The sequence below is a fragment of the Sporosarcina luteola genome (assembly GCF_023715245.1).
In the GTDB taxonomy this organism is placed as follows: domain Bacteria; phylum Bacillota; class Bacilli; order Bacillales_A; family Planococcaceae; genus Sporosarcina; species Sporosarcina luteola_C.
In genome coordinates this window covers 1,809,963-1,834,081 of the sequence record NZ_JAMBNV010000001.1, presented here as the reverse complement: position 1 = coordinate 1,834,081, position 24,119 = coordinate 1,809,963, and the positions used below count along the sequence as shown (strand labels likewise).

The following is a 24,119-nucleotide window of genomic DNA, read 5'->3' as shown; positions in this document are numbered from 1 at the left end:
GCAACAAGTGCAAATGCAACGACCGCCTGTCATTTTGACTGCCGACGGAGTGCTTTTCAAGTGTGCATTTAAGACGTTCACACGTCATATTTTAATACCAAAATAAAAAACAGGGAGGTCCAATCGGTGAGCAAACGTAAATACGGTCTTGCATTATCATTGGTACTAGCAGCCGGCACATTACTTGGTGCATGCGGCACAGAAAAAGAAAAAACAACTTCTAAGGGTGGAAACGAATCAGAGTTTTCACTAGCAATGGTCACGGATGTCGGCGGGATTGACGACAAATCGTTCAACCAATCCGCTTGGAAAGGTATCAAAGATTTCGGTGAGGCTAATGGTTTGAGTGAAGGAGACGGCGGATACGCATACCTTCAATCAAAAGGTGAAGCAGATTACACGTCCAACTTGAATGCGCTTACCCGCCGTGACTTCGATCTTGTTTTCGGTGTCGGATTCATGATGGAAGAAGCTATCAATACAATTGCTGGACAACAAGCTGATACAAACTTTGGAATCATCGATGGTGTTGTTGATCAGCCGAACGTGGCAAGCATTCTGTTCAAAGAACAAGAAGGTGCATTCCTTGCTGGTGTTGCTGCTGCATTGATGACAAAATCGGATAAAATCGGTTTCGTCGGCGGTATGGAAATTCCTGTTATTGAGCGCTTTGAAGCTGGATTTGTTGCGGGCGTTGCAGCAGTAAAACCGGATATCAAAGTAGATGTGAAATATACTGGAGCATTTGACAAAGCTGAGCTTGGGAAAGCGGAAGCTGGCCGTATGTATTCATCTGGCGTAGATATTATCTTCCACGCAGCTGGTGGTACAGGAAACGGTGTCTTCACGGAAGCGAAAGAGCGTAAAGCTGCTGACAAAGATGCTTACGTATGGGTAATCGGTGTTGACTCCGATCAATATGACGAAGGTCAAGTCGGCGATGACAATATTACGTTAACTTCAATGCTTAAACGCGTTGATGTAGCGGTTCAAGACATTGCGAAGCTTGCCCAGGAAGGCAAATTCCCAGGCGGTGAAACGAAAGTATACGGTCTTGAAGATGACGGTGTTACATTGGCGGATTCCCGAGGTGCGATTCCTCAAGATGTAATGGATAAAGTGGAAGATTTCAAGAAGAAAATTGCTTCTGGTGAAATTGAAGTACCTGAGTTCGTTGAATAATTAAAAATGCGACAAAGGCCGGATCATTCCGGCCTTTGTTGTGACAAAAGCACGGAGGAAAATGACAGACTAAAAGGTTTTTACACAAAAGAACCTTTTATTGTGTTCATTTTAATAGCCAAATATAAAGAGAAACTATTATACGAGGAAGTGAAACCATTGGAATATGTCATTGAGATGTTGAACATTACAAAGCAATTCGGTAATTTCCGGGCGAATGACAACATCACCCTGCAATTGGGGAAAGGGGAGATCCATGCGCTTCTAGGTGAAAATGGAGCAGGGAAAACCACTTTGATGAATGTGTTGTTCGGGCTGTATCAACCCGAAGAGGGAGAAATACGCGTCAATGGGGAAAAGGTCAATATTACAAGTCCGAATGTTGCAAACGACCTTGGAATTGGAATGGTTCATCAACATTTCATGCTCGTCGAGAATTTGACGGTTACTGAAAATATCATTTTAGGCAATGAACCGAAAAAGATGGGTATCGTCGATAGTAAAGGCGCAGCAAAGAAAGTTGCGGAGATTTCCAAAACGTACGGATTGAATGTCGATCCCTACGCAAAAATTGAAGATATTTCGGTCGGAATGCAACAACGAGTGGAAATTCTGAAAACATTATATCGTGGTGCAAATATACTAATCTTTGATGAACCGACGGCTTCTTTAACTCCTCAGGAAATACAGGAATTAATTGGAATTATGAAGAAACTAATTACTGAAGGTAAGTCAATTATCCTGATCACCCATAAACTTCAAGAGATCATGGATGTATCCGACCGGGTTACTGTAATCCGTAAAGGGCAGGGGATAGGTACGGTTGTCACATCTGAAACGAATCCTGAAGAACTTGCAACGTTAATGGTAGGAAGGCAAGTTACATTCAAGACGGAAAAAGGTCCTGCAAATCCGCAGGAAGATGTATTGAACATTGAAAATCTTGTTGTCTTGGATTATAGAGGGATCGAAAAAGTTAAAGGGTTGAATCTATCAGTCCGAAAAGGCGAGATTGTCGGCCTGGCCGGAATCGATGGAAATGGACAGTCTGAATTAATTGAAGCGATTGCCGGCCTGCGGAAAGTGAAGAGTGGAAAGATCACCATCAATTCCAAAGATATTACCTCTTTGAAAACGAGAAAAATAACGGAATCGGGTTTAGGCCATATCCCGCAAGATCGTCATAAACATGGGCTTGTACTTGACTTTTCTGTCGGCTACAATGCTGCATTACAGGAATATTACCACCCACCCTATTCAAAAAATGGCCTCATGCATTATGACGTAGTGTCAGAAAAGGCAAAGAAAATCATTGAGGAGTATGACGTAAGAACACAAGGTGAACACGAGCTTGCCCGGGCGTTGTCGGGAGGGAATCAGCAGAAGCTGATTATCGGACGTGAAGTTTCACGTGACCCTGACTTGCTTATTGCGGCATTGCCGACAAGAGGTTTAGATGTCGGGGCAATTGAATTTATCCATAAAAGGTTAATTGAACAGCGTGATAAAGGGAAGGCGGTTTTCCTCATTTCCTTTGAGCTTGATGAAGTCATGAACGTATCTGACCGGATTGCAGTCATCCATGATGGCCAAATCGTCGATACGGTCATCCCTTCGGAAACGACCGAAAAGGAGCTAGGTCTATTAATGGCTGGGCATTCAAAGGAAGCGAAAGTAGGTGCGGATCGAGATGTCTAATAGAGTGATCAAAATTTTAGTACCGGCCATTTCGATCATCCTAGGTTTACTCGTAGGAGCAGTCGTCATGCTATTCAGCGGCTACGACCCTGTGGCCGGATATATAGCATTATGGAATGGTATTTTCGGAGATAGCTATGCTATCGGTGAAACAATCCGGCAGATCAGTCCGTATATCCTTGCGGGGCTGGCAGTCGCATTCGCTTTCCGAACAGGGCTTTTTAACATTGGTGTCGAAGGGCAGCTTATGGTCGGATGGTTTGCCTCCGCATATGTCGGTGCTGCGTTTGAATTGCCGATGTACATTCATTTGCCTTTCGCCCTATTGGCTGCTGCCTTGGCGGGCGCGCTATGGGGCTTGGTGCCCGGCATATTGAAAGCGACATTACGTGTCCATGAAGTAATTGTCACAATCATGATGAACTATGTTGCACTTCATGTCGTGAACGCATTAATCAAAACAGTATCCGGCGGAAGCTACAAGACGGATAAAATACAACCGACGGCTTCTTTGCGCTCGGAATTCCTTTCTAACTTGACCGATTACTCTACTCTCCATTTTGGAATTTTCGTGGCACTTGCCATGGTAATCGTCATGTGGTTTATTCTTGAGAAGACAAAAACCGGTTTCGAATTGAAGTCGGTAGGATTTAACCAGAACGCATCCCATTATTCCGGGATGAACGTAAATAAAAACATCATTTTGTCCATGGTCATCTCAGGTGCTTTTGCAGGACTTGGAGGCGCCATGGAAGGCCTAGGCACTTTTGGAAGCATGACGAACCAAGGCGGGTTCACTGGAATCGGGTTTGACGGGATCGCCGTAGCTTTACTCGGTGCCAACTCCCCACTCGGCGTCATCTTCGGTGCATCATTGTTCGGTTCATTGAAATACGGAGCGAATAATATGCCGAATGCGGCTAGCATTCCACTAGAAATCGTTTCAATCGTCATTGCACTTATCATCTTCTTCGTTGCGTGCGGATATATTATCCGGGTAGCGCTCGAACGATTGAATAAGAAAAAGGAGGCGAAATGACATGAGCTTTTTGGAAGTGCTATATTTTATCGTGCCGACTTCGATCGCTTATGCCGCCCCTCTCATTCTCACTGCCATCGGAGGCGTGTTCTCTGAACGATCCGGTGTGGTCAATATTGGACTTGAAGGCCTTATGGTCATGGGCGCGTTCATAGGGATTGTCTTTAATTTGGCTTATGCAGACGTCTTCGGTTCATGGACGCCATGGATTGCTTTGTTGGTTGCTATGCTAGTTTCAGCCATCTTTTCAATTTTGCACGCCATTGCATCTGTCTCATTCCGAGCGGACCAAGTCGTTTCCGGTGTGGCCATTAATATGCTCGGTATAGCGATCGCCTTGTTTTCTGTGAAAATGATGTTCGGAAAAGGGCAGACAGATTTCATCCAGAAAAAAATTCCGCGTATCAATATACCGATACTGCAGGATATCCCTGTCATCGGACCGATGTTTTTTAAATCGGTATACGGCACTTCGGTATTGGCGATAGTCGTTGCTGTAATTGCCTGGTTCGTTATCTATAAGACTCCATTCGGACTCCGTCTTCGTTCAGTAGGAGAGCATCCGATGGCAGCAGACACGATGGGCATCAATGTTACGAAAATCCGTTATACAGCTGTTATTTTATCAGGTGGGTTAGCTGGTATAGGTGGTGCAATCTACTCTCAAACAATGACTGGAGACTTCGGTCATGCGACGATCAACGGCCAAGGATTTATGGCATTGGCAGCGATGATTTTCGGTAAGTGGCATCCGATCGGTGCGATGGGCGCAGCATTATTCTTTGGGTTTGCCCAAGCGCTTGCAATCAGTGCGGGTTCGATTGATCTTATTAAGAATATCCCGACGGTCTACTTCCATATCTTGCCGTATGTTCTGACGATTCTTGCCCTTGCAGGGTTTATCGGAAAAGCAAATGCTCCAAAAGCGAATGGTATTCCTTACATCAAAGGCAGCCGATAAACGACTAACTACCGCTTGGTTCCGAATTTATTGGATACCAGGCGGTTTTCCGTTTTGGAAAAATGCGTTTATTTTGCTATACAGATATGATGAAATGTATATTGTAGAAGGGTATTCGTATAATAAAGAAAAAACGAGGTGTTCATATGTTTACAAAAGTCGAGCTTCAAAAGGGAGTCAATTTATATATCCGCAGGACGGAGCAATTTAAAACGATAACGATGTCCATCAAATGGCTCTCAGAACTTAATGAGAAGCAGGCAGCATTCCGTGCGGTCCTATCAAATGTACTCCAAGATTCGAACGCTGATTATCCAAAACAGAGCGATTTACGGAAAGCATTGGATGAATTATATGGTACCGTATTCTACATGGATGCAGGTAAGCGCGGCAGATCACATATCGTCTCATTGAATATGGAATGCGTAAACGACGAATACCTATCGACATCCGGTGTCTTCGATGAAGCGTTAAAAATGATGTATTCAGTCATCTTTAATCCGAATTTAAAGAATGGAACATTCGATGAGTCCGTCGTTAACAGGGAAAAACGGACTGTGATAGAAAGAATAAGATCTATATATGACGATAAAGGAAGGTATGCGCATAAACGCATGCTTGAACTGATGCGTCCGAACGATCCCGCTTCAATGTCTGCAAGTGGGACGGAAAAAGACGTTGAAAGCATCACAAATGCGTCACTCCTGGATACATACAAGAGAATGTTGGATGAAGATGAAATAGACATTTATGTCGTTGGGAATGTCAATGTGGATGAGCTGGCTGAGAAAATAAAAACAATGTTCGGTTTCCCGGCAAGAGAAACTACGAGGAAACAATATGAACAGCCTGACACGAAAAATACAGAGGCCCGCCAAGTATTTGAAAGACAGGACATGAAGCAAGGTAAGCTGCAAGTCGGATACAGCACCCCTGTTTCCTTCTTCCATCCAGAATACCCTAAAATGCAAGTGACCAATGGTGTACTGGGCGGGTTTGCTCATAGCAAATTGTTCATGAATGTGCGGGAAAAAGAAAGTATGGCATACACTGTAAACAGTGCGTACGCGGCATATTACGGCATTGTATATGTCATGGCGGGAATTGACGCTGACCTTGAGGAGAAAGCCGTGAAGTTGATCGGTGAGCAGATTGACGCTCTACAAAACGGTAACATATCCGATTTGGAGCTTGACCAGACTATCGCCTTATTGACGAACAGTATCCGCAGTGCATTTGATTCTGCAAGAGGCCAAATCGAATTGTACGATCAATACAAACAATTGGATGAGGATTTCACAGCCGATAAATGGATCGCTAAATGGGAGGCGGTCTCAATCGAAGATGTTCAACAGATGGCATCTCAGATCCACTTGGAACTCATCTACTTGTTATCGGGAAGAGAGGCGTAATGATGGATAAAATCACTTTTGACAACTTACAGGAAACCCTATTCCACGAAAGGCTCGACAATGGCCTGCACGTATATATTTTGCCTAAACGCGGATTTTCGAAGACATATGTGACGTTTACTACGAAGTATGGTTCGATCGACAGCACGTTCATTCCGAGGGGCAAGGAGGAATATGTTACCGTGCCTGACGGGATTGCCCACTTCTTGGAACATAAAATGTTTGACAAGAAGGAAGAGGACGTATTCCAGAAGTTCGGCGTCCTTGGAGCTTCCGCGAATGCATTCACTTCATTCACGCGCACATCTTACTTGTTCTCCACAACCGAAAATTTATATGAAAACACGAAAGTGTTGCTCGATTTCGTCCAGGAACCTTATTTCACAAAAGAAAAAGTGGAGAAAGAAAAAGGCATTATCGCACAAGAGATTACGATGTATGATGACAATCCTGATTGGCGTAATTATTTTGGGACGATCCAAAGCTTATACAAAGAATATCCGGTCAACATTGATATTGCAGGAACTGTCGATACGATCCAAGAGATAACTGCAGAGCATCTTTACGAATGTTATGAGACATTTTATCATCCATCGAATATGACTGTGTTCGTCATAGGCGCTGTAGATCCAGATGAAATGATAAATTTTATTCGGGAAGACCAAAACAGCAAGGAATTTTCGGAACCCGAAGAAATAAAACGCAAATATCCGGAAGAGCCAAAAGAAGCGAACAGGAAGAAAACAGTGCTTGAAATGGATGTTCTCAGACCGAAATTCAATTACGGTATGAAGTGCAATCATACAATTTTGAACGGGGATGAAATGCTTCGCCAGGATTTGTCGGTTAATCTTCTCCTAGATATTTTGTTTGGCAGAACTTCCGAATTCTACACAAAAGCGTATAATGATCATTTAATCGATGAAACATACCACTATGATTTCGTGTTCGAGAAAGGTTTCGGATTCGCAATGGTTGAATCGGATACGGATAAACCGGAAGAGTTAGAAGCGGCCGTCCGTAGTACGTTGAAATCATTGACTGAAAAATGGACGATTACTGATGATGATCTAAATCGTGCAAGAAAACGGAGAATCGGTCAATTTATGCGTTCGTTGAACTCCATTGAATTCATTTCCAATCAGTTCACCCAATACAATTTCAATGATATGAATTTATTCGATGTTGTGCCGACACTTGAAAATATTGAAATTGAGCATTTAAAGGACGCATTCGCTACTATTTCCAATGAAGATAGTCATACCGTCATGACTATCATTCCCGGTTCAAAAGAAGACTGAAATGACTAAACGTGCAGTAATTCTAGGTTCATCCGGAGGAATTGGGGAGGCGGTAAGCCGCAAACTTGCCGCCGACGGGTGGTCCTTGTATCTTCATTACAACCGAAACGAAGAGCTGGCGCTTGACTTGCAGAGGAGATTGACAGAAAAACATCCTGAAGGAGACTTCCGCATTGTCCATTCGGATTTTTCGAAGGAGGATGGCGCCCGAAGGCTTGCAGAACAAATCGGACAAGTCCAAGCGATTGTCGTCGCTCTCGGACAGTCGATGTTGAAATTATTGACCGACACGAATAGCGATGATATGGATGCTTTATGGCTTGTGCATATGCGGAATCCTGCATTGTTCATAAGCCTCACATCCCCTCAGTTGCGTAGCAACCCAGTTTCATACGTCCTATTCATTGGATCAATTTGGGGGAATACGGGTGCAGCAGGGGAAGTGATGTATTCCGCCGTGAAGGGAGCACAGCATGCATTCGTCAAAGCGTATGCAAAAGAGGCAGCTTATACGGGAACTCGCGTGAATGCCATTGCGCCCGGTTGGATAGAAACTGAAATGAATGCCGAATTATCATTCAATGATAAACAGCTCGTCATGGATCAAATTCCTCTGCAGTCAACCGGCCAACCCGAGCAAGTGGCTGATCTTACAAGTTTCCTTCTTAGCGGCAGAGCGGATTATATGACTGGGGAAATTGTAAAGCTGAATGGCGGATGGTACATCTAAACTTAAAAACCAGACGCGATTCCACCGAGACGGGGGAGACAATTATCCTCTTTTTCGTTTTTCCTTTTCTTCAGCTCTCGAATCCGCTATTATAGAACTAAGTTGCGTCTTGTGCGTCCTACTAGTTGAAGCGCTCTTGAGGGGCAGTATAATCAAAATCGCTATGGTGAATATGGTTCGAAAGGGTGTGTCGAATGGGTGAATGGTATGTCGAATATGAGATACAGGTGAATCGGCCAGGCTTGCTCGGAGACATTGCTTCCCTATTAGGGATGCTGCGCGTCAACATCGTAACGATTAACGGTGTGGACGGCGGACATCGCGGCATGCTAGTCCGGACTGAAAATGATGATCAGATCAAGCGTTTCGAATTGATTGCATCGACGATGGAAACCATTCAGGTGAAAAAGATCCGTGAACCGAAATTACGCGATATCCTGGCAGTGAGGCATGGACGTTATATTCAACGGGATGTCGACGACCGGAAGACCTTCAGATTTATTCGAAGCGAATTGGGTGTCCTAGTAGATTTCATGGCTGAATTGTTTAAGCAGGAAGGCCATAAATTGATCGGTATCCGGGGTATGCCTAGGGTCGGGAAGACGGAATCTGTCGTAGCTGCAAGCGTGTGTGCGAATAAGAAATGGATTTTCCTTTCTTCCACGATGATCAAACAAACCGTACGGAACACTTTGGCGGGAGATGAGTTTTCGAAGGATAATATATTTATCCTCGATGGCATTGTCACGCGTAAATCCGGCGATGAAAGGCATATGCAGCTTGTCCGTGAAATGATGAGCATGCCTACCATCAAAGTGGTCGAGCACCCGGACATGTTCGTTCAGCATTCTGAATACGACATGGAAGATTTTGATTATATAATTGAATTACGGACAGACCCCGACCAGGAAATTACATATGAAATGATGGAGAAAAACCATATGATGTCCGATGTCGGACCGATGGGTGGGTTTGGTACGTTCAACTTTTAAACAGGCAGGTGATAAAATTGACCGGATTAGGTGATCGTCTTAAAGAGGCGAGAACAGCTAAAGGATATTCACTGGATGATTTGCAATCAATAACTAAAATTCAAAAACGGTACCTTTCCGGTATTGAAAATGAAGATTACAGCATGATGCCCGGCGCTTTCTATGTACGTGCGTTCATTAAACAGTATTCGGAAGCTGTCGGTTTGGATTCAGATGAAATGTTATCTTTATATAAAGAATCGGCCATGCATGAAAAACTCGAAGAAGAGAATGCACAGCTTACTCCACCTATGACAAGAAGCCGCGGACTAGGCAACAGCCGACTGAATGAGATGATCCCGAAAATCATAGCGGCATTATTCATTATCGTCATCATTGTCGTCATTTGGACATTCTTTTTCTTCCAGAAGGGCGCATCCAATAAGACCGGACTCGATGTTGAGCCGGAGCAAGGGGTAACGATGGATAGCAATCAGCCGCCGTCAGGCAATACGAATACAGACGGCGGTGCGTCCGGTGACGAATCCGACAAGGAAGAGACGACTGAGACCGATCCAGAACCTGAGGATGTAGTGAAGGAACAGGCTCTCACGTATGTAGGCACAAGTGGGGAAGATTCTACGTATACATTGACGGATGCTGATGAATTCAAGCTGAAAATCGATACATTTGGAGATACTTGGATAGGTGTGCAGAACGAGAACAAAGAAGAACTCACACCGCAGGCAAGGGTTATGAAAAACGGCGAAACAATTGAGTTGGATGTTTCGGATGTTGAATTTGTACGTATTCGTGTTGCGGTAACTTCATTTGCGGATATCTATGTAAATGGGGAAAAGCTGGAGTACGTATCTGATAAGTCGACGCAAAACATTTTTATAGAATATGAGAAATGAAAAATAGTCATCTACAAAGATGACTTTTTTCATTACAGAAGGATAGGTGAGACTATTGAATTTACCAAACAAAATTACAGTTTCCCGAATAGTGCTGATTCCGATATTTATTATTTTCATGGTTGTCGATTTTGGATTAGGATCATTTGCAATCGGAGGCACCATTCTCTCTGTTGAACAACTGATCGGTGCGTTGTTGTTCATCATCGCAGCAGCAACGGACTGGTTTGATGGTCATTTGGCGAGAAAGCATAATCTTGTCACCAACATGGGGAAATTCCTTGATCCGCTAGCAGATAAACTTCTCGTTTCAGCTGCTCTCATTATTTTAGTGGAATTGGGATCTGCCGCTTCATGGATCGTCATCATTATCATCAGCAGGGAGTTCGCCGTTACCGGATTGAGGCTTATCCTTGCGGGTGGCGGTGAAGTCGTGGCTGCAAACCAATTGGGGAAAATCAAAACAGCGACTCAATTGGTTGCCATCGCTTCGTTATTGCTTAATAACATTTTCTTTGAAGCAATCAACTTTCCGTTCGGTTCGATCATGCTTTATATTGCCCTGTTCTTTACAATTTGGTCTGGCGCTGATTATTTTTACAAAAACCGGCGGGTCTTACTTGACTCCATGTAAGGAGATGCGGAATGAAAGCGGAAATCATTGCAGTAGGATCTGAGCTTCTATTAGGCCAAATTACAAATACGAATGCAGCCTTCATCTCTTCGCGTCTTGCAGAAGCCGGCATCGATGTGTACTACCATACTGTCGTCGGGGACAATCCCAAAAGGTTAGAGGAAGCGATAATGATTGCGCAAAACCGTGTCGATCTTATCGTCTTTTCAGGAGGGCTAGGCCCGACAAAGGATGATTTGACGAAAGAAACGATTGCCAAGATGCTTGGGGCCGACCTTGAAATCGATCAGTCAGCATTATCATCCATTGAAGCGTATTTCAATCGGACAGGCAGGACAATGACTGAAAATAACAAGAAACAAGCACTCGTGCTCTCCGGTTCAACTGTTTTAATAAATAATCACGGGATGGCACCCGGAATGGCTATCGAAAAGAATGGTAGAAGTTATATTTTAGTACCTGGACCGCCTCATGAGATGGAACCGATGTTTGAAAAAGAAGCGATACCCTATTTACTCGGGACTTTAGGGAAACGTGAAGTCATCGTCTCCCGCGTATTGAAATTTTACGGAATCGGCGAAGCAGAGCTTGAGCATCGGATCCAATCCATTTTGGAGAAGCAGACAAATCCGACAGTCGCCCCTTTGGCATCACCCGATTCAGTCATTTTGCGGTTAACTGCAAAAGCTGAATCGATTGAGGCGGCGAAAAACTTGATAGCGCCTGTGGAAGCAGAAATCCGATCATTGGTCGGTCAATTCATCTACGGCACAGACGATGATACGTTGTCATCGAAAGCGGCTGAATTATTAATAAGAAGCCAGTTGACAATCGCCGCTGCTGAAAGCTTGACTGCAGGTCTCTTTATGGCGGAATTGGCTGATGTACCAGGCATCAGTTCCTCCCTAAAAGGCGGGGTGGTCGTCTATGATGAGGAAGCGAAGAAGGTCCAGCTGGATATTCCTGCTTCCTTGCTGGATGAGTTCGGCGTTGTCAGTCCTGAATGTGCAGCGGCACTAGCGCGGAATGTTAAACGGAAATTCGGTTCGGACATCGGCATCGGATTGACGGGTGCGGCTGGACCGGATCCGCATGATGGAAAACCGATGGGGACCGTTTGGATCGGGATTGCTTTGCAGGATGGAAAAGTGGAAACATATAAACTGAACCTTTCAGGATCCAGAAATGCCAACCGGAAACGTGCAGCCAGATTCGCTCTCTATTATCTCATTCAAGAAATGAAGAATGGATAATCCGGAATTTGATTTTTGCCCCCTATTCTCATTTAAAATCAAATTTTAAGCCTCATTCTCATTTAAAAATTGATTTTGATAAAATAAATCGAATAAGCGTTCGTTTTTTATTTGAGTATTTCTCATAAAAAGAGTATAGTAGAGACAGGAAGAAAAGAATAACGCCTTTTAAGGGAGGAATCGTTTTTGAGCGATCGTAAAGCAGCTTTGGACCAAGCTTTGAAACAAATTGAAAAACAATTCGGGAAAGGTTCCGTCATGAAATTGGGGGAAAAGACCGATCGGGAGATTTCAACGTCTTCAACCGGATCGCTTGCTCTGGATGCAGCACTTGGGGTTGGCGGCTATCCTAGAGGACGCGTCATTGAAATCTATGGACCAGAGAGCTCCGGTAAGACAACTGTTGCATTGCATGCAATTGCGGAAGTACAAGCTTCAGGCGGACAAGCAGCGTTTATCGATGCTGAGCATGCATTGGATCCGGTTTATGCACAAAAGCTTGGCGTGAATATTGACGAATTGCTATTATCGCAACCAGATACAGGCGAACAAGCGCTTGAAATTGCAGAAGCACTCGTTCGAAGCGGTGCAATCGATATCGTCGTTATTGACTCCGTTGCAGCATTGGTGCCAAAAGCGGAAATCGAAGGGGAAATGGGCGACTCTCACGTCGGCTTGCAAGCCCGTCTCATGTCCCAAGCTCTTCGTAAACTGTCCGGCGCTATCAATAAATCGAAGACTATTGCAGTATTCATCAACCAAATCCGTGAAAAAGTAGGCGTCATGTTCGGGAACCCTGAAGTGACACCTGGCGGCCGTGCATTGAAATTCTATTCATCGGTCCGTTTGGAAGTACGTCGCGGTGAAGCTATTAAACAAGGAAACGACATCATGGGTAACAAAACACGTATCCGTGTCGTGAAAAACAAAGTAGCACCTCCGTTCCGTACTGCAGAAGTAGATATCATGTATGGGGAAGGGATTTCCAGAGAAGGGGAAATCGTCGACCTTGGTGCCGAGCTTGAAATTGTACAAAAGAGCGGCGCATGGTATTCCTATGAAGGAGAGCGCCTTGGCCAAGGACGTGAAAATGCGAAGACATTCCTGAAGGAAAACCCGGATATCCGTTCGGAAATCGCAAACAAAATCCGAGCTTCTTATGGGATGGCTGCCGCCAACTACGTTATTGCAGCGCATAGCGAGGACGAAGAAGAACTAGATCTATTACTTCTAGAAGAAGAGAAATAATTGATTACATGCGGACTGCCTTTAATGGGCGGTCCGTTTTGTATCTGAAGTTTTAAAAGCTATTCGGTCTGAAGAAGCATCCGCTCGACTCCTGCGGGCAAGCTTCGGAAAACCTAGTCTGAGCTTTACAATCCTTGACATGTCAAAATTTCATAGATACAATTAGAATTGTATAATTTCACATCAATGAAATCATAATGGCAGTATGTTGAATGTTAATATACGAGCCGACTGAAAACGAAAAGAATAGCAGGAGGAGGTGACCTGGATGCCAGATGGAATCATCGGAAACATCATCTCCGCTTTGCTCGGTCTGTTCGTCGGTGCTTTTGTTATCTATTTAGTTATCAAAAAAGTGAATGATTCAAGAGTGACGGGTGCTAAAAACTCTGCCGAACAAATCGTGGAAGATGCGAAACGTGAAGCGGAGGCTATGAAAAAAGAGGCACTGTTAGAAGCGAAAGATGAAAATCACAAACTGAGAATTGAAGCGGAATCAGAAATCCGTGAACGAAGAGCGGAACTGCAAAAGCAGGAAAACCGTCTTTTGCAACGGGAAGAAAATCTAGACCGCAAAGATGATGCTCTCAATAAAAGAGAAGCAGGGCTGGAGCGCAAAGATGATGCGCTATCCAGTAGACAACAGCATATTGAACAAATGGAACGCAAGGCGGAAGATCTTGTTGCGACACAACAGACGGAACTTGAAAGAATCTCGGCCCTTACACGGGATGAAGCGAAACGGATCATCCTGGATGACGTCGAGAAGGAACTTTCCACAGATATCGCAGTAATGACGAAAGAGTCGGAGCAACGTGCAAAAGAGGAGTCCGAAAAGAAAGCCCGTGAAATCCTTTCCCTTGCATTGCAACGTTTTGCAGCAGACCATGTTGCAGAAACAACCGTATCTGTCGTGAACTTGCCGAACGATGAAATGAAAGGCCGTATCATCGGAAGGGAAGGTCGAAATATCAGGACATTAGAAACACTGACTGGTATCGACCTGATCATAGACGATACGCCGGAAGCTGTAATCCTTTCCGGGTTCGATCCCGTACGTCGTGAAACTGCCCGCCTCGCACTCGAGAAACTCGTGCAAGATGGCAGGATTCACCCAGCGCGGATTGAAGAGATGGTGGATAAGGCGCGTAGGGAAGTAGATGAATTGATCCGTGAAAAAGGGGAACAGACTACATTTGATGTAGGCGTTCATAATCTGCATCCGGATCTGATCAAAATCCTTGGAAGATTGCATTTCCGTACAAGCTATGGTCAAAACGTCCTGAAGCACTCAGTTGAAGTCGCTTATCTTGCGGGATTGTTGGCAGCCGAAGTTGGCGAAGACGTCACTCTTGCAAGGCGTGCAGGACTTCTCCATGATATCGGAAAGGCGATCGACCATGAAGTCGAAGGAAGCCATGTCCAAATCGGAGTAGAACTTGCAACGAAGTACAAAGAGCACCCAGTTGTCATCAACAGTATCGCATCCCATCACGGCGATGAGGAAGCAACATCGGTCATCGCAGTATTGGTAGCTGCAGCTGACGCATTATCAGCAGCGAGGCCGGGTGCACGAAGTGAAACGCTGGAGAATTACATTCGTAGGCTACAAAAACTCGAAGAGATTTCGGAATCATACGAAGGCGTGGAAAAATCATTCGCCATTCAAGCGGGCCGCGAAGTGCGGATCATTGTACGACCAGACCAGATCGATGATATTACAGCACATCGCCTGGCTAGGGATATTCGGAAACGGATCGAGGAGGAACTCGATTACCCGGGTCACATCAAAGTGACAGTCATTCGTGAAACGCGTGCAGTCGAATATGCAAAATGATGAAAATGACTCCTGTCCAGCCATGGTTCAGGAGTCATTTTATTATCATTTCAAATTAGGTTCTTAATAGTAGAAAGAGGTTGCAAATAATGAAAGTAATATTTATAGGTGATATCGTAGGATCAATCGGAAGGGATATGGTCTTTGATCACATCGCGCGATTGAAACGAAAATACAAAGCGGATGTAGTCATTGCCAACGGCGAAAATGCCGCATCCGGTAGAGGCATTACAAAAGCGATTTTCGACGATCTACTCCGTTCGGGAGTCGACGTCGTGACGATGGGTAATCATACGTGGGACCAAAAAGAAATATACGATTTCATCGATGAGACAGACTACTTGATACGTCCAGCGAATTTTTCAGATGACGCTCCAGGAAGAGGAATGACGACGATTACAAAAAATGGAGTGACATTATCGGTGATCAATCTGCATGGACGCACATTCCTTCCACCTCATGGTGATCCGTTTGACAAGGCGGAGGAATTGATAGAAGAGGCCAGCCAACTATCTCCGCTCATCTTCGTTGATTTCCATGCAGAAGCGACGAGTGAAAAAATTGCAATGGGATGGCATCTGGATGGAAAAGCATCCGTTGTCGTCGGTACACATACACATGTTCAAACGGCAGATGACCGCATTTTGCCAGGGGGTACGGCCTATTTGACGGATGCCGGAATGACTGGACCGTATGATGAAATATTAGGGATGAAGAAAGAGGATGTCATTTACCGTTTCCGTACGAATTTGCCTGTCCGATTTGAAGTTCCAAAGAGAGGGCGCGCCCAATTGAACGGGTTGTTTGTTGAGCTTAATGACCAAACCGGGAAAGCGGTCGCAATCGAGCGCATTATGATCAATGAGGATCATCGATTCGAAGCATGATGTGCGTCTAATCATCTCTTTCTTTTCATAAGATGACTTATGGAGAAATATATTCCATAGACATCGTGAAAACAAGGAGGAAACATGGTGAGTCCATTGAAGGTATCATCCCGCTCTAATCCGAATTCTGTCGCAGGAGCACTCGTAGCGGTGATCAGGGATCAAGGGTATGCAGAAATGCAGGCTGTCGGTGCCGGCGCATTGAATCAGGCCATCAAAGCAGTCGCAATCGCACGGGGATTCGTCGCCCCAAGCGGAAGCGACCTCGTTTGTGCACCGGCATTTACCGATATTGAAATTAACGGCGAAGGCAGAACAGCATTGAAGCTGTTAGTTGAAAAAAGAAAAAGAAATTAAATGCAATAAAACAAGAGCTGCCGAGAAAGTCTAAAAATGACTTTCTCGACAGCTTTTTATAATCGCGTCCAAAGCCAGCCATTCCGCGTCCAAAGCAAGTCACTCCGCGTCCAAAGTCAGCCATCCCGTGTCCAAAGCAAGCCACTCCGCGTCCAAAGGCAGCAATCCCACGTCCATAGCAAGCCGCCCAGCGCCCAATAAACCTTCCCTGGCGCCCAAAATAATCCGCAGCTGTCACACAGTTGCCCAAAACACCCGTTATTTCATGAATCAAGAAATCTAGCCACTTCAAAGTGGAAAGATGTTCATGTATAATGAAGTCAATCTGTTCAATTCCCACAAGGTTTGAAGAAAGGGGAAGTTTTTGCATGAATGAAGAACAACGCCTGGAAGCCGGGCTTGTCAAACCAGATACAGTGAAAACTGCATCTGCACCGGAAAAGGACTATAGTAAATATTTTGAAACTGTCTATACACCTCCATCCTTAAAGGATGCTAAAAAGCGTGGGAAAGAAGAAATCTCCTACCATGACGATTTCCAAATTGAAGAGCGCTTTCTTGGCATGGGTGCTGGACGCAAGTTTTATATCCGTACATACGGCTGTCAAATGAACGAACACGATACCGAGGTGATGGCGGGCATCTTCACAGGTTTGGGTTACGAAGCGACGGACACGGTGAACGATGCGGATGTCATTCTTTTGAATACATGTGCGATTCGTGAAAATGCAGAAAACAAGGTGTTCGGTGAATTGGGACATCTGAAGCCGTTGAAGCTTGAAAAGCCGGATTTGCTTATCGGCGTCTGCGGTTGCATGTCACAAGAAGAGTCGGTCGTCAATAAAATCTTGAAGACATACGATCAAGTCGATATGATTTTCGGCACACATAATATCCATAGATTGCCGAATATCCTTCACGAAGCATATATGTCGAAGGAAATGGTCATCGAAGTATGGTCGAAGGAAGGCGACATCATTGAAAACCTTCCAAAAGTGCGCCATGGCAATATAAAAGCATGGGTTAACATCATGTACGGCTGTGATAAGTTTTGTACGTATTGCATCGTACCGTATACACGCGGGAAAGAGCGCAGCAGACGTCCGCAAGATATCATCCAGGAAGTGAGGCAACTCGCCGCCAATGGATATAAGGAAATCATGCTCCTTGGGCAAAACGTCAATGCGTACGGTAAAGATTTCGAGGATATCGATTACCGTCTAGGTGATTTGATGGATGACCTTCGCCAGATTGATATTCCGCGGATCCGTTTTACAACAAGCCACCCGAGGGATTTCGACGATCATCTCATCGAGGTGCTTGCCAAAGGCGGTAACCTGCTTGATCATATCCATTTACCTGTCCAATCGGGTTCTAGCGATATTTTAAAAATCATGGCACGGAAGTATTCAAGGGAACAATTTTTGGAACTTGTCGCTAAAATTAAGGCGGCTATTCCGAATGTTACATTGACAACGGATATCATTGTTGGCTTCCCGAACGAGACGGACGAGCAGTTTGAGGAAACGCTATCTTTGTATAAAGAAGTAGGATTCGAAATGGCGTATACGTATATTTATTCTCCACGCGAAGGAACGCCTGCTGCCAAGATGGTGGATAATATTCCGATGGAAGTGAAAAAGGAGCGCCTGCAACGGCTGAACAAACTCGTCAATGATATGTCGGCGGAAGCGATGAAGCCGTACAAAGGTAAAACAGTCAAGGTACTTGTCGAGGGAGAAAGTAAAAGGAACCCCGATGTCCTTGCCGGTTATACAGAGAAGAATAAACTTGTCAATTTCAAGGCGCCACGTTCGGTGATCGGAGAAATTGTCAATGTAAAAATAATCGAGGCCAAAACATGGTCGCTCGACGGCGAATTCATTGGTGTCGTAAAAGAGGAAAAGGTGATGTCATAATGGAAAAACTTTATTCAAAAGAAGAGATAATCGAAAAGGCCCGGGAAATTGCGCATATGATCGCTAATACAGAGCAAGTCGAATTCTTCAAACGTGCAGAAGCACAAATTAATGAAAACCAAAAAATCCGCGAAAAAATTGCGAGCTTGAAATCATTACAAACGCAAGCGGTTAACTTCCAAATGTACGAAAAAGAGAGGGCCCTTGCAATCATCGAGGGAAAAATCGAGACGATTCAAGCGGAAATCGACGAAGTGCCGATTGTACAGGAATTCAAGCAATCTCAGCTTGACGTGAACCAACTTCTCCAGTTGGTGTCGAACACGATCGCCAATAGTGTGACGGATGAAATCATTGAATCCACAGGCGGAGATGTACGTCGCGGAGAAACCGGATCATACGTCAGAAGTACGCAGCATAAGCCGTTATCATAATGTAAACCGATGAGGATAATTTCCTCGTCGGTTTTTTTCACTTTCTGGGCTTCTGGTGCATAGGATAAATAGACGTTAACGAAGGAGGAAACGAACTGAAGAATTTACGGCAAATTGTGACGAAGGCAGTCATTGCAAAAGGGAAGCTGCGGACGGAATCGAATGTCTCTCTGAAGCCGCCGAATAATCCATCAAGCATATTGGGCTGTTGGGTGATCAACCACACGCATCATGCAAAAAAAGTGGGGCGATACATCGAAGTGACAGGTAAATTTGATGTGAATGTATGGTATTCGCACCATGACCACTCAAAAACATCCGTCTTTTCGGAATCGGTGCCGTATAAGGATAAGATTAGGCTTCACTATCGGGACGAACCGGTATCCGGCCAAGAAGAGATCATTGTCAATGTTGTCCAACATCCTAATTGCACAGAGGCGCTCATCTCGGAGTGCGGGGAAAAGTTCATCATTAAAGTGGAAAGGGAATTGGTAGCGGAAGTCGTTGGAGAAACAAAAGTGTGTATCACTGTCCATCCGCATCAGTTTGAAGAGGAATGGTCATTCAAGGATGAATCATCTTCTCATCATGGCCATAGCCATGAACATGACCACCACAAAGCAGACGAAGAGAAGCGACATGAGGACAGAGGAAAAGATTCACGCCCGTTTTAAGCCGGAAGGAGCATCCGGCTTTTTTTTATTGTGATAACTCCGGCTTTTTCTCTTTGTTACTTTGGAGCAGCATGTTTTGATATAATATAAGAAAATGCGAGATTAGCGAGGTTCTGGAATGACTACATACACACCAATGATTCAACAATACTTACAAGTGAAATCGGAACATGAGGATGCGTTCCTCTTTTTCCGGTTGGGCGACTTCTATGAATTATTTTTCAACGATGCGATAGAAGCATCCAATATCCTGGAAATTACATTGACGAGCAGGGATGGCGGAAGCACGGATAAAATTCCGATGTGCGGAGTGCCTTACCATTCAGCTGAAGGCTATATCGAGACCTTGGTCTCAAAAGGCCATAAAGTCGCAATCTGTGAACAGACGGAGGACCCTAGAGCGGCGAAAGGAATTGTGAAAAGGGAAGTCGTGAAAGTCGTTACGCCGGGCACAATAACAGAAGGGAAATCCTTGGATGCCAATGCAAACCATTTTATCGGGGCTGCTGACCAGCTTGATGAAAGACGTTATGCACTAGCGTATGTCGATCTTGCCACAGGTGAGGGGAAAACTGAAATCGTTTCAGGCGATGAGCGAACATTGATAGCCGAGATTGAGGCACTTGGAATGAAGGAAATCGTTGTCCGGGAACGATTGCATATCACCCTAAATGAATGGATGGCCAAAAGAGATATTGTCCTCTCGATGGAAAATGGGGAGAGTGATGATAGCTCCACAGACATCCGATCGCAAGTTCCACTTGAGTTGGTTGAGGCGTGCGACATTCTGATTTCTTATTTGAAACGTACTCAAAAGTCTTCTTTGGAGCATTTACGTCCTTTTGAATACATACAGAAATCAGGCAAACTTTCTATCGATGCCAATTCGATGCGCAATTTAGAGCTAGTCCAATCAATCCGGAGCGGAAGCAAGGAAGGAACTCTATTCTGGCTACTAGATGAGACATCAACAGCGATGGGGGCTAGGAAACTGAGAATATGGATTCATCAGCCTCTTGCCAACAGGACTGCTATTGAAGATAGACTTACAATCGTGTCGGACTTGATTGAGGATTACTTTCTTCGTGACGATTTGAAAACATCCTTGAAAGAAGTATATGACCTTGAACGTTTGACGGGAAGGATTTCCATGGGAAGTGCAAGCGGCAGGGATCTAGCACAGCTACGTAATTCCCTTCGACGTGTGCCTCATTTGAAAAACGCGCTTCAGCAGTCCGGTCACGAGCGTCTGCAACAATTTTCCGAGCAGATTGACCCATGTTCAGAAGCACTCGAACTGTTGGAGAAATCGATTGCGGAAAATCCGCCTCTTTCTGTAAAAGAAGGCGGCATCATAAAAGACGGTTATCACGATAAGCTTGATCAATACAGGGATGCGTCGAGAAACGGCAAAGAATGGCTTGCAGGGCTTGAACGCGATGAGCGTGAACGTACAGGTATTAAAAATTTGAAAATCGGATACAACCGCATTTTCGGCTATTTCATTGAAATTACGAAATCCAATATCCATCTGGCGGATTTGACCCGTTATGAACGTAAGCAGACCCTTGCCAATGCGGAGCGTTATATTACGTCCGAGTTGAAGGAAAAGGAAGACTTGATTCTGAACGCTGAAGCGGAAGGTCAAGAGCTGGAATATAGCCTATTCTGCGCTGTGCGTGATGAAATGAAAAATCATATTCGAAGAGTCCAACAATTGGCAAGTGTCCTATCTGAGTTGGACGTCCTGCTTTCATTTGCTGAGGTGTCCGAAAAACAACGGTTCGTCAGACCGCAATTCCATGACGGACGGGCATTAGAAATAAAAAACGGAAGACACCCGGTCGTAGAGAAAATGATGGATCATTCATTATACGTACCGAACAGCTGCACATTGACTGAAGAGGCAAACATGCTGCTCATCACCGGACCGAACATGTCCGGTAAAAGTACATTCATGCGGCAAGTCGCTTTGACGGTCATCATGGCTCAAATAGGCTGCTATGTACCATGCGAATCCGCCACTCTTCCCGTGACGGACCAGATTTTCACAAGAATTGGCGCGGCGGATGATCTTGCATCAGGCCAAAGCACATTCATGATGGAAATGATGGAGTCTAAATACGCGATTGCAAATGCAACTGGAAACAGTTTGCTTCTCTTCGATGAAATCGGGAGAGGAACATCTACGTACGACGGAATGTCTCTTGCTCAGGCGATGATGGAATTCATCCATGATGAAATTGGCGCAAATACTTTGTTTTCGACACATTATCATGAGCTCACAAAGCTTGACATGGAATTGGAAAGGCTTTCGAATGTCCATGTCGCCGCTATGGAGCAGGAAGGGAGAGTTGTCTTCCTCCACAAAGTGATGGCGGGACCGGCGGATAAGAGTTATGGGATTCACGTTGCCCAACTGGCAGGCCTTCCGGAAACGATTGTAGTCCGTGCGAAAAAGCTGCTTGATGCTTTTGAAAGCGCAGAACAGTCCAGTGCCGTGACTTCACCATCCGAACAATTGACATTCTTCGATTTACAGGAAGAAGCCGATCCGCTATCGGAAGTGGACAAGTCCGTGTTGGAACAGATGGAACAGGCAGACTTGCTGAACTTGACGCCAATGCAAGCAATGAACTTGATCCTAGATTGGCAGAAGCAATTAACTAAGGCCACGCGAGCGGACTAATCATTTACATCCCGCTAGCCTATTGATATTCATTACTACGACCAGATGACAAAAGGAGGGATCCAGTGGATATCATTTCAGTCATGGACGATTCATTGTCCAATAAAATTGCCGCAGGGGAAGTCGTCGAGAGACCGGCTTCGATTGTGAAGGAATTAGTGGAGAACTCGATTGATGCGGGCAGCACTTCGATTGAGATCGCACTTGAGGAAGCTGGGCTCACTTCTATTCGGGTGACCGATAATGGAAAAGGGATGTCACGTCACGATGCCGTCCTTGCATTTGAGCGCCACGCAACGAGCAAAATATCGAATGAACATGATTTGTTCCGGATCAGGACGTTAGGATTCAGAGGTGAGGCGCTTGCCAGTATTGCTTCCGTATCTAAGGTCAGCCTCTTTACGTCGGACGGTGAAACTGAAGGGACCGAAGTGCAAATTGACGGCGGGCTTCTTCTCAAGCAATCCAACGCAGCGTTCAGAAAAGGGACCGACATGACCGTTTCCCAACTTTTTTACAACACGCCCGCCAGGTTGAAATATATGAAGACGATCCAGACAGAGCTTGGACATACGATCGATCTCGTCAACAGACTAGCGCTCAGTCATCCTCGAATCGCTTTTAAACTCTCCCATCACAGCCAAACTGTCCTGCATACATCAGGCAGCGGGGATCGCAGGAGAGTACTCACTGATATTTATGGAATGGCAGTAGCGCGAAAGATGGTGCCATTTTCAGGTGGAAACGCCGATTTCAAAGTGGATGGATACGTCACGTTGCCTGAGATGACAAGAGCATCCAAAAACTATATGACACTCATTGTAAATGGAAGATGGGTAAAGAGTTATCCTGCAAACCAGGCTGTAATCGATGGCCTTCATACCTATTTGCCAATCGGCAGGTACCCGATTGCTGTCATCAACGTAGAAACTGACCCGTTTTTGACGGATGTCAACGTGCATCCTTCCAAACAGCATATTCGCATGAGCAAAGAGGGCGAACTGTTTGACCTCATCAAATCGTCTGTCCGAGATGCGGTGAAACGGTCAATTATCGTTCCTGATGCCGTGAAACGGGAACCGGTCAAGAAAATGCCTTCGGAGCAAGTGACAATTTGGAATGACTTCCGGCCGGCACCTACTTGGAAAGATAGAGAAGTTGATCAAGAGAAAACCGCAGTTGAGCAGAAAGAGTCGATACTTGAAACGAATCTGTTTGAGAAGAAGCCGCTCCAAGCTGTTTACGAACCTGTCAAGCAAGAACCTGGGCAAGCGGATCAGCCCGAACAGGTAATGGAAGTACAGGAAATAGTAAATGACCAGGAAGTACCTGTTCCGGAAATAAATACGACAACTGAAACAAAGGAAAAAAGATTCCCGCCACTCGTACCAGTCGGGCAAGTCCATGGCACGTACATCGTCGCTCAAAACGAAGACGGATTTTATATGATCGATCAGCATGCTGCTCAAGAGAGGATCAAATACGAATTCTTCAGGGATAAATTAAGTAAAGTAGAAGAGGATGAAAGGCAAATGTTGCTAATGCCACTCATCTTCCATTATTCCGGGGACGAAATGGTGAAAATAGAGGAGAACCTGGAAGCGTTGAATGAAGTCGGTGTCTTTCTGGAGGAATTCGGACCGTCTTCATATACAGTAAAAGAATATCCGGCATGGTTTCCGGCAGGAGAAGCGTCGACTCTTATCGAAGAACTGATAGAGCAGGTTCTGACGAATCGGAAAACCGATATCGGAAAATTACGGGAGGAGACGGCAATCATGATGAGCTGCAAACGTTCCATCAAAGCGAATCATCATTTATCGATTGCAGACATGGAAAGACTTCTCAACGATTTGTCGCTTGCGGAGAATCCGTATACATGCCCGCATGGACGTCCAGTCCTAATCCATTTTACAACTTATGAAATTGAAAAGATGTTTAAGAGGGTAATGTAACTCTGTAGAAGAAAACCTATA

20 protein-coding genes are annotated in these 24,119 nt (G+C 44.9%); all 20 read left to right on the top strand.

The annotated features are described in order from the left end of the window. The first annotated feature begins 126 nt into the window (after positions 1 to 126). Positions 127 to 1,182 (top strand): BMP family lipoprotein, encoded by a 1,056-nt coding sequence (locus tag M3152_RS08800; RefSeq protein ID WP_251694767.1) that lies wholly within the window; start codon positions 127 to 129, stop codon positions 1,180 to 1,182. 159 nt (positions 1,183 to 1,341) lie between these two features. Beyond that, positions 1,342 to 2,880: an ABC transporter ATP-binding protein gene (locus M3152_RS08795; protein ID WP_251694766.1), complete on the top strand. Its 1,539-nt coding sequence runs from the start codon at positions 1,342 to 1,344 to the stop codon at positions 2,878 to 2,880. Continuing rightward, the gene (locus M3152_RS08790) at positions 2,873 to 3,919 is read left to right on the top strand and encodes an ABC transporter permease (RefSeq protein ID WP_251694765.1); all 1,047 of its coding nucleotides are present in this window, start codon (positions 2,873 to 2,875) and stop codon (positions 3,917 to 3,919) included. The genes M3152_RS08795 and M3152_RS08790 overlap by 8 nt, the downstream gene beginning before the upstream one ends. A 1-nt stretch (position 3,920) precedes the next feature. Continuing rightward, complete coding sequence (locus tag M3152_RS08785) at positions 3,921 to 4,880, top strand: ABC transporter permease (protein ID WP_251694764.1); 960 nt, start codon at positions 3,921 to 3,923, stop codon at positions 4,878 to 4,880. Between the two features lie 146 nt (positions 4,881 to 5,026). Beyond that, complete coding sequence (gene yfmF / locus M3152_RS08780; RefSeq protein ID WP_251694763.1) at positions 5,027 to 6,292, top strand: EF-P 5-aminopentanol modification-associated protein YfmF; 1,266 nt, start codon at positions 5,027 to 5,029, stop codon at positions 6,290 to 6,292. Between the two features lie 2 nt (positions 6,293 to 6,294). Continuing rightward, on the top strand, positions 6,295 to 7,593 hold the full coding sequence (gene yfmH / locus M3152_RS08775; RefSeq protein ID WP_251694762.1) for an EF-P 5-aminopentanol modification-associated protein YfmH: 1,299 nt from the start codon (positions 6,295 to 6,297) through the stop codon (positions 7,591 to 7,593). A 1-nt stretch (position 7,594) separates the two neighbouring features. Then, positions 7,595 to 8,323 carry an elongation factor P 5-aminopentanone reductase gene (ymfI, locus tag M3152_RS08770; protein WP_251694761.1) on the top strand — a complete coding sequence of 243 codons (729 nt, stop codon included), beginning with the start codon at positions 7,595 to 7,597 and terminating at the stop codon, positions 8,321 to 8,323. A gap of 194 nt (positions 8,324 to 8,517) precedes the next feature. Next, positions 8,518 to 9,315, top strand: a complete 798-nt coding sequence (locus M3152_RS08765; RefSeq protein ID WP_251694760.1) for a YmfK family protein — start codon at positions 8,518 to 8,520, stop codon at positions 9,313 to 9,315. Between the two features lie 17 nt (positions 9,316 to 9,332). Further along, complete coding sequence (locus M3152_RS08760; RefSeq protein WP_251694759.1) at positions 9,333 to 10,211, top strand: helix-turn-helix domain-containing protein; 879 nt, start codon at positions 9,333 to 9,335, stop codon at positions 10,209 to 10,211. Between the two features lie 55 nt (positions 10,212 to 10,266). Beyond that, positions 10,267 to 10,845 (top strand): CDP-diacylglycerol--glycerol-3-phosphate 3-phosphatidyltransferase, encoded by a 579-nt coding sequence (pgsA, locus tag M3152_RS08755; protein WP_251694758.1) that lies wholly within the window; start codon positions 10,267 to 10,269, stop codon positions 10,843 to 10,845. 11 nt (positions 10,846 to 10,856) lie between these two features. After that, positions 10,857 to 12,098, top strand: coding sequence for a competence/damage-inducible protein A (locus M3152_RS08750; protein ID WP_251694757.1), 1,242 nt, complete (start codon positions 10,857 to 10,859; stop codon positions 12,096 to 12,098). Positions 12,099 to 12,284: 186 nt separating this feature from the next. Further along, positions 12,285 to 13,346, top strand: a complete 1,062-nt coding sequence (gene recA / locus M3152_RS08745; protein ID WP_251694756.1) for a recombinase RecA — start codon at positions 12,285 to 12,287, stop codon at positions 13,344 to 13,346. Between the two features lie 268 nt (positions 13,347 to 13,614). Next, a complete protein-coding gene (gene rny, locus M3152_RS08740) occupies positions 13,615 to 15,183 on the top strand; it encodes a ribonuclease Y (protein ID WP_251624089.1) in 1,569 nt (522 codons plus the stop codon). An 89-nt stretch (positions 15,184 to 15,272) separates the two neighbouring features. Further along, a complete protein-coding gene (locus tag M3152_RS08735) occupies positions 15,273 to 16,070 on the top strand; it encodes a TIGR00282 family metallophosphoesterase (RefSeq protein WP_251694755.1) in 798 nt (265 codons plus the stop codon). Positions 16,071 to 16,157: 87 nt separating this feature from the next. Further along, on the top strand, positions 16,158 to 16,427 hold the full coding sequence (locus M3152_RS08730; protein ID WP_251624091.1) for a stage V sporulation protein S: 270 nt from the start codon (positions 16,158 to 16,160) through the stop codon (positions 16,425 to 16,427). A 368-nt stretch (positions 16,428 to 16,795) separates the two neighbouring features. Then, positions 16,796 to 18,346 (top strand): tRNA (N6-isopentenyl adenosine(37)-C2)-methylthiotransferase MiaB, encoded by a 1,551-nt coding sequence (gene miaB, locus M3152_RS08725; RefSeq protein WP_251694754.1) that lies wholly within the window; start codon positions 16,796 to 16,798, stop codon positions 18,344 to 18,346. Continuing rightward, entirely contained in the window at positions 18,346 to 18,780 is a 435-nt protein-coding gene (locus M3152_RS08720) for a RicAFT regulatory complex protein RicA family protein (protein ID WP_251694753.1), read from the top strand. Before miaB ends, M3152_RS08720 begins: the two co-directional genes overlap by 1 nt. Before the next feature lie 116 nt (positions 18,781 to 18,896). Then, positions 18,897 to 19,454: an outer spore coat protein CotE gene (cotE, locus tag M3152_RS08715; protein ID WP_251694752.1), complete on the top strand. Its 558-nt coding sequence runs from the start codon at positions 18,897 to 18,899 to the stop codon at positions 19,452 to 19,454. A gap of 118 nt (positions 19,455 to 19,572) precedes the next feature. After that, positions 19,573 to 22,143 carry a DNA mismatch repair protein MutS gene (gene mutS / locus M3152_RS08710; RefSeq protein WP_251694751.1) on the top strand — a complete coding sequence of 857 codons (2,571 nt, stop codon included), beginning with the start codon at positions 19,573 to 19,575 and terminating at the stop codon, positions 22,141 to 22,143. A gap of 65 nt (positions 22,144 to 22,208) precedes the next feature. Continuing rightward, on the top strand, positions 22,209 to 24,098 hold the full coding sequence (gene mutL / locus M3152_RS08705; protein WP_353056607.1) for a DNA mismatch repair endonuclease MutL: 1,890 nt from the start codon (positions 22,209 to 22,211) through the stop codon (positions 24,096 to 24,098). Positions 24,099 to 24,119: the final 21 nt, after the last annotated feature.

Bases quoted from the DNA above. Each gene is read 5' to 3' on its own strand.
- M3152_RS08750 (WP_251694757.1), top strand. From the start codon at position 10,857: ATGAAAGCGGAAATCATTGCAGTAGGATCTGAGCTTCTATTAGGCCAA.
- M3152_RS08785 (WP_251694764.1), top strand. From the start codon at position 3,921: ATGAGCTTTTTGGAAGTGCTATATTTTATCGTGCCGACTTCGATCGCT.
- mutS (WP_251694751.1), top strand. From the start codon at position 19,573: ATGACTACATACACACCAATGATTCAACAATACTTACAAGTGAAATCG.
- rny (WP_251624089.1), top strand. From the start codon at position 13,615: ATGCCAGATGGAATCATCGGAAACATCATCTCCGCTTTGCTCGGTCTG.
- M3152_RS08735 (WP_251694755.1), top strand. From the start codon at position 15,273: ATGAAAGTAATATTTATAGGTGATATCGTAGGATCAATCGGAAGGGAT.
- M3152_RS08720 (WP_251694753.1), top strand. From the start codon at position 18,346: ATGGAAAAACTTTATTCAAAAGAAGAGATAATCGAAAAGGCCCGGGAA.
- yfmH (WP_251694762.1), top strand. From the start codon at position 6,295: ATGGATAAAATCACTTTTGACAACTTACAGGAAACCCTATTCCACGAA.
- yfmF (WP_251694763.1), top strand. From the start codon at position 5,027: ATGTTTACAAAAGTCGAGCTTCAAAAGGGAGTCAATTTATATATCCGC.
- miaB (WP_251694754.1), top strand. From the start codon at position 16,796: ATGAATGAAGAACAACGCCTGGAAGCCGGGCTTGTCAAACCAGATACA.
- M3152_RS08790 (WP_251694765.1), top strand. From the start codon at position 2,873: ATGTCTAATAGAGTGATCAAAATTTTAGTACCGGCCATTTCGATCATC.
- ymfI (WP_251694761.1), top strand. From the start codon at position 7,595: ATGACTAAACGTGCAGTAATTCTAGGTTCATCCGGAGGAATTGGGGAG.
- M3152_RS08765 (WP_251694760.1), top strand. From the start codon at position 8,518: ATGGGTGAATGGTATGTCGAATATGAGATACAGGTGAATCGGCCAGGC.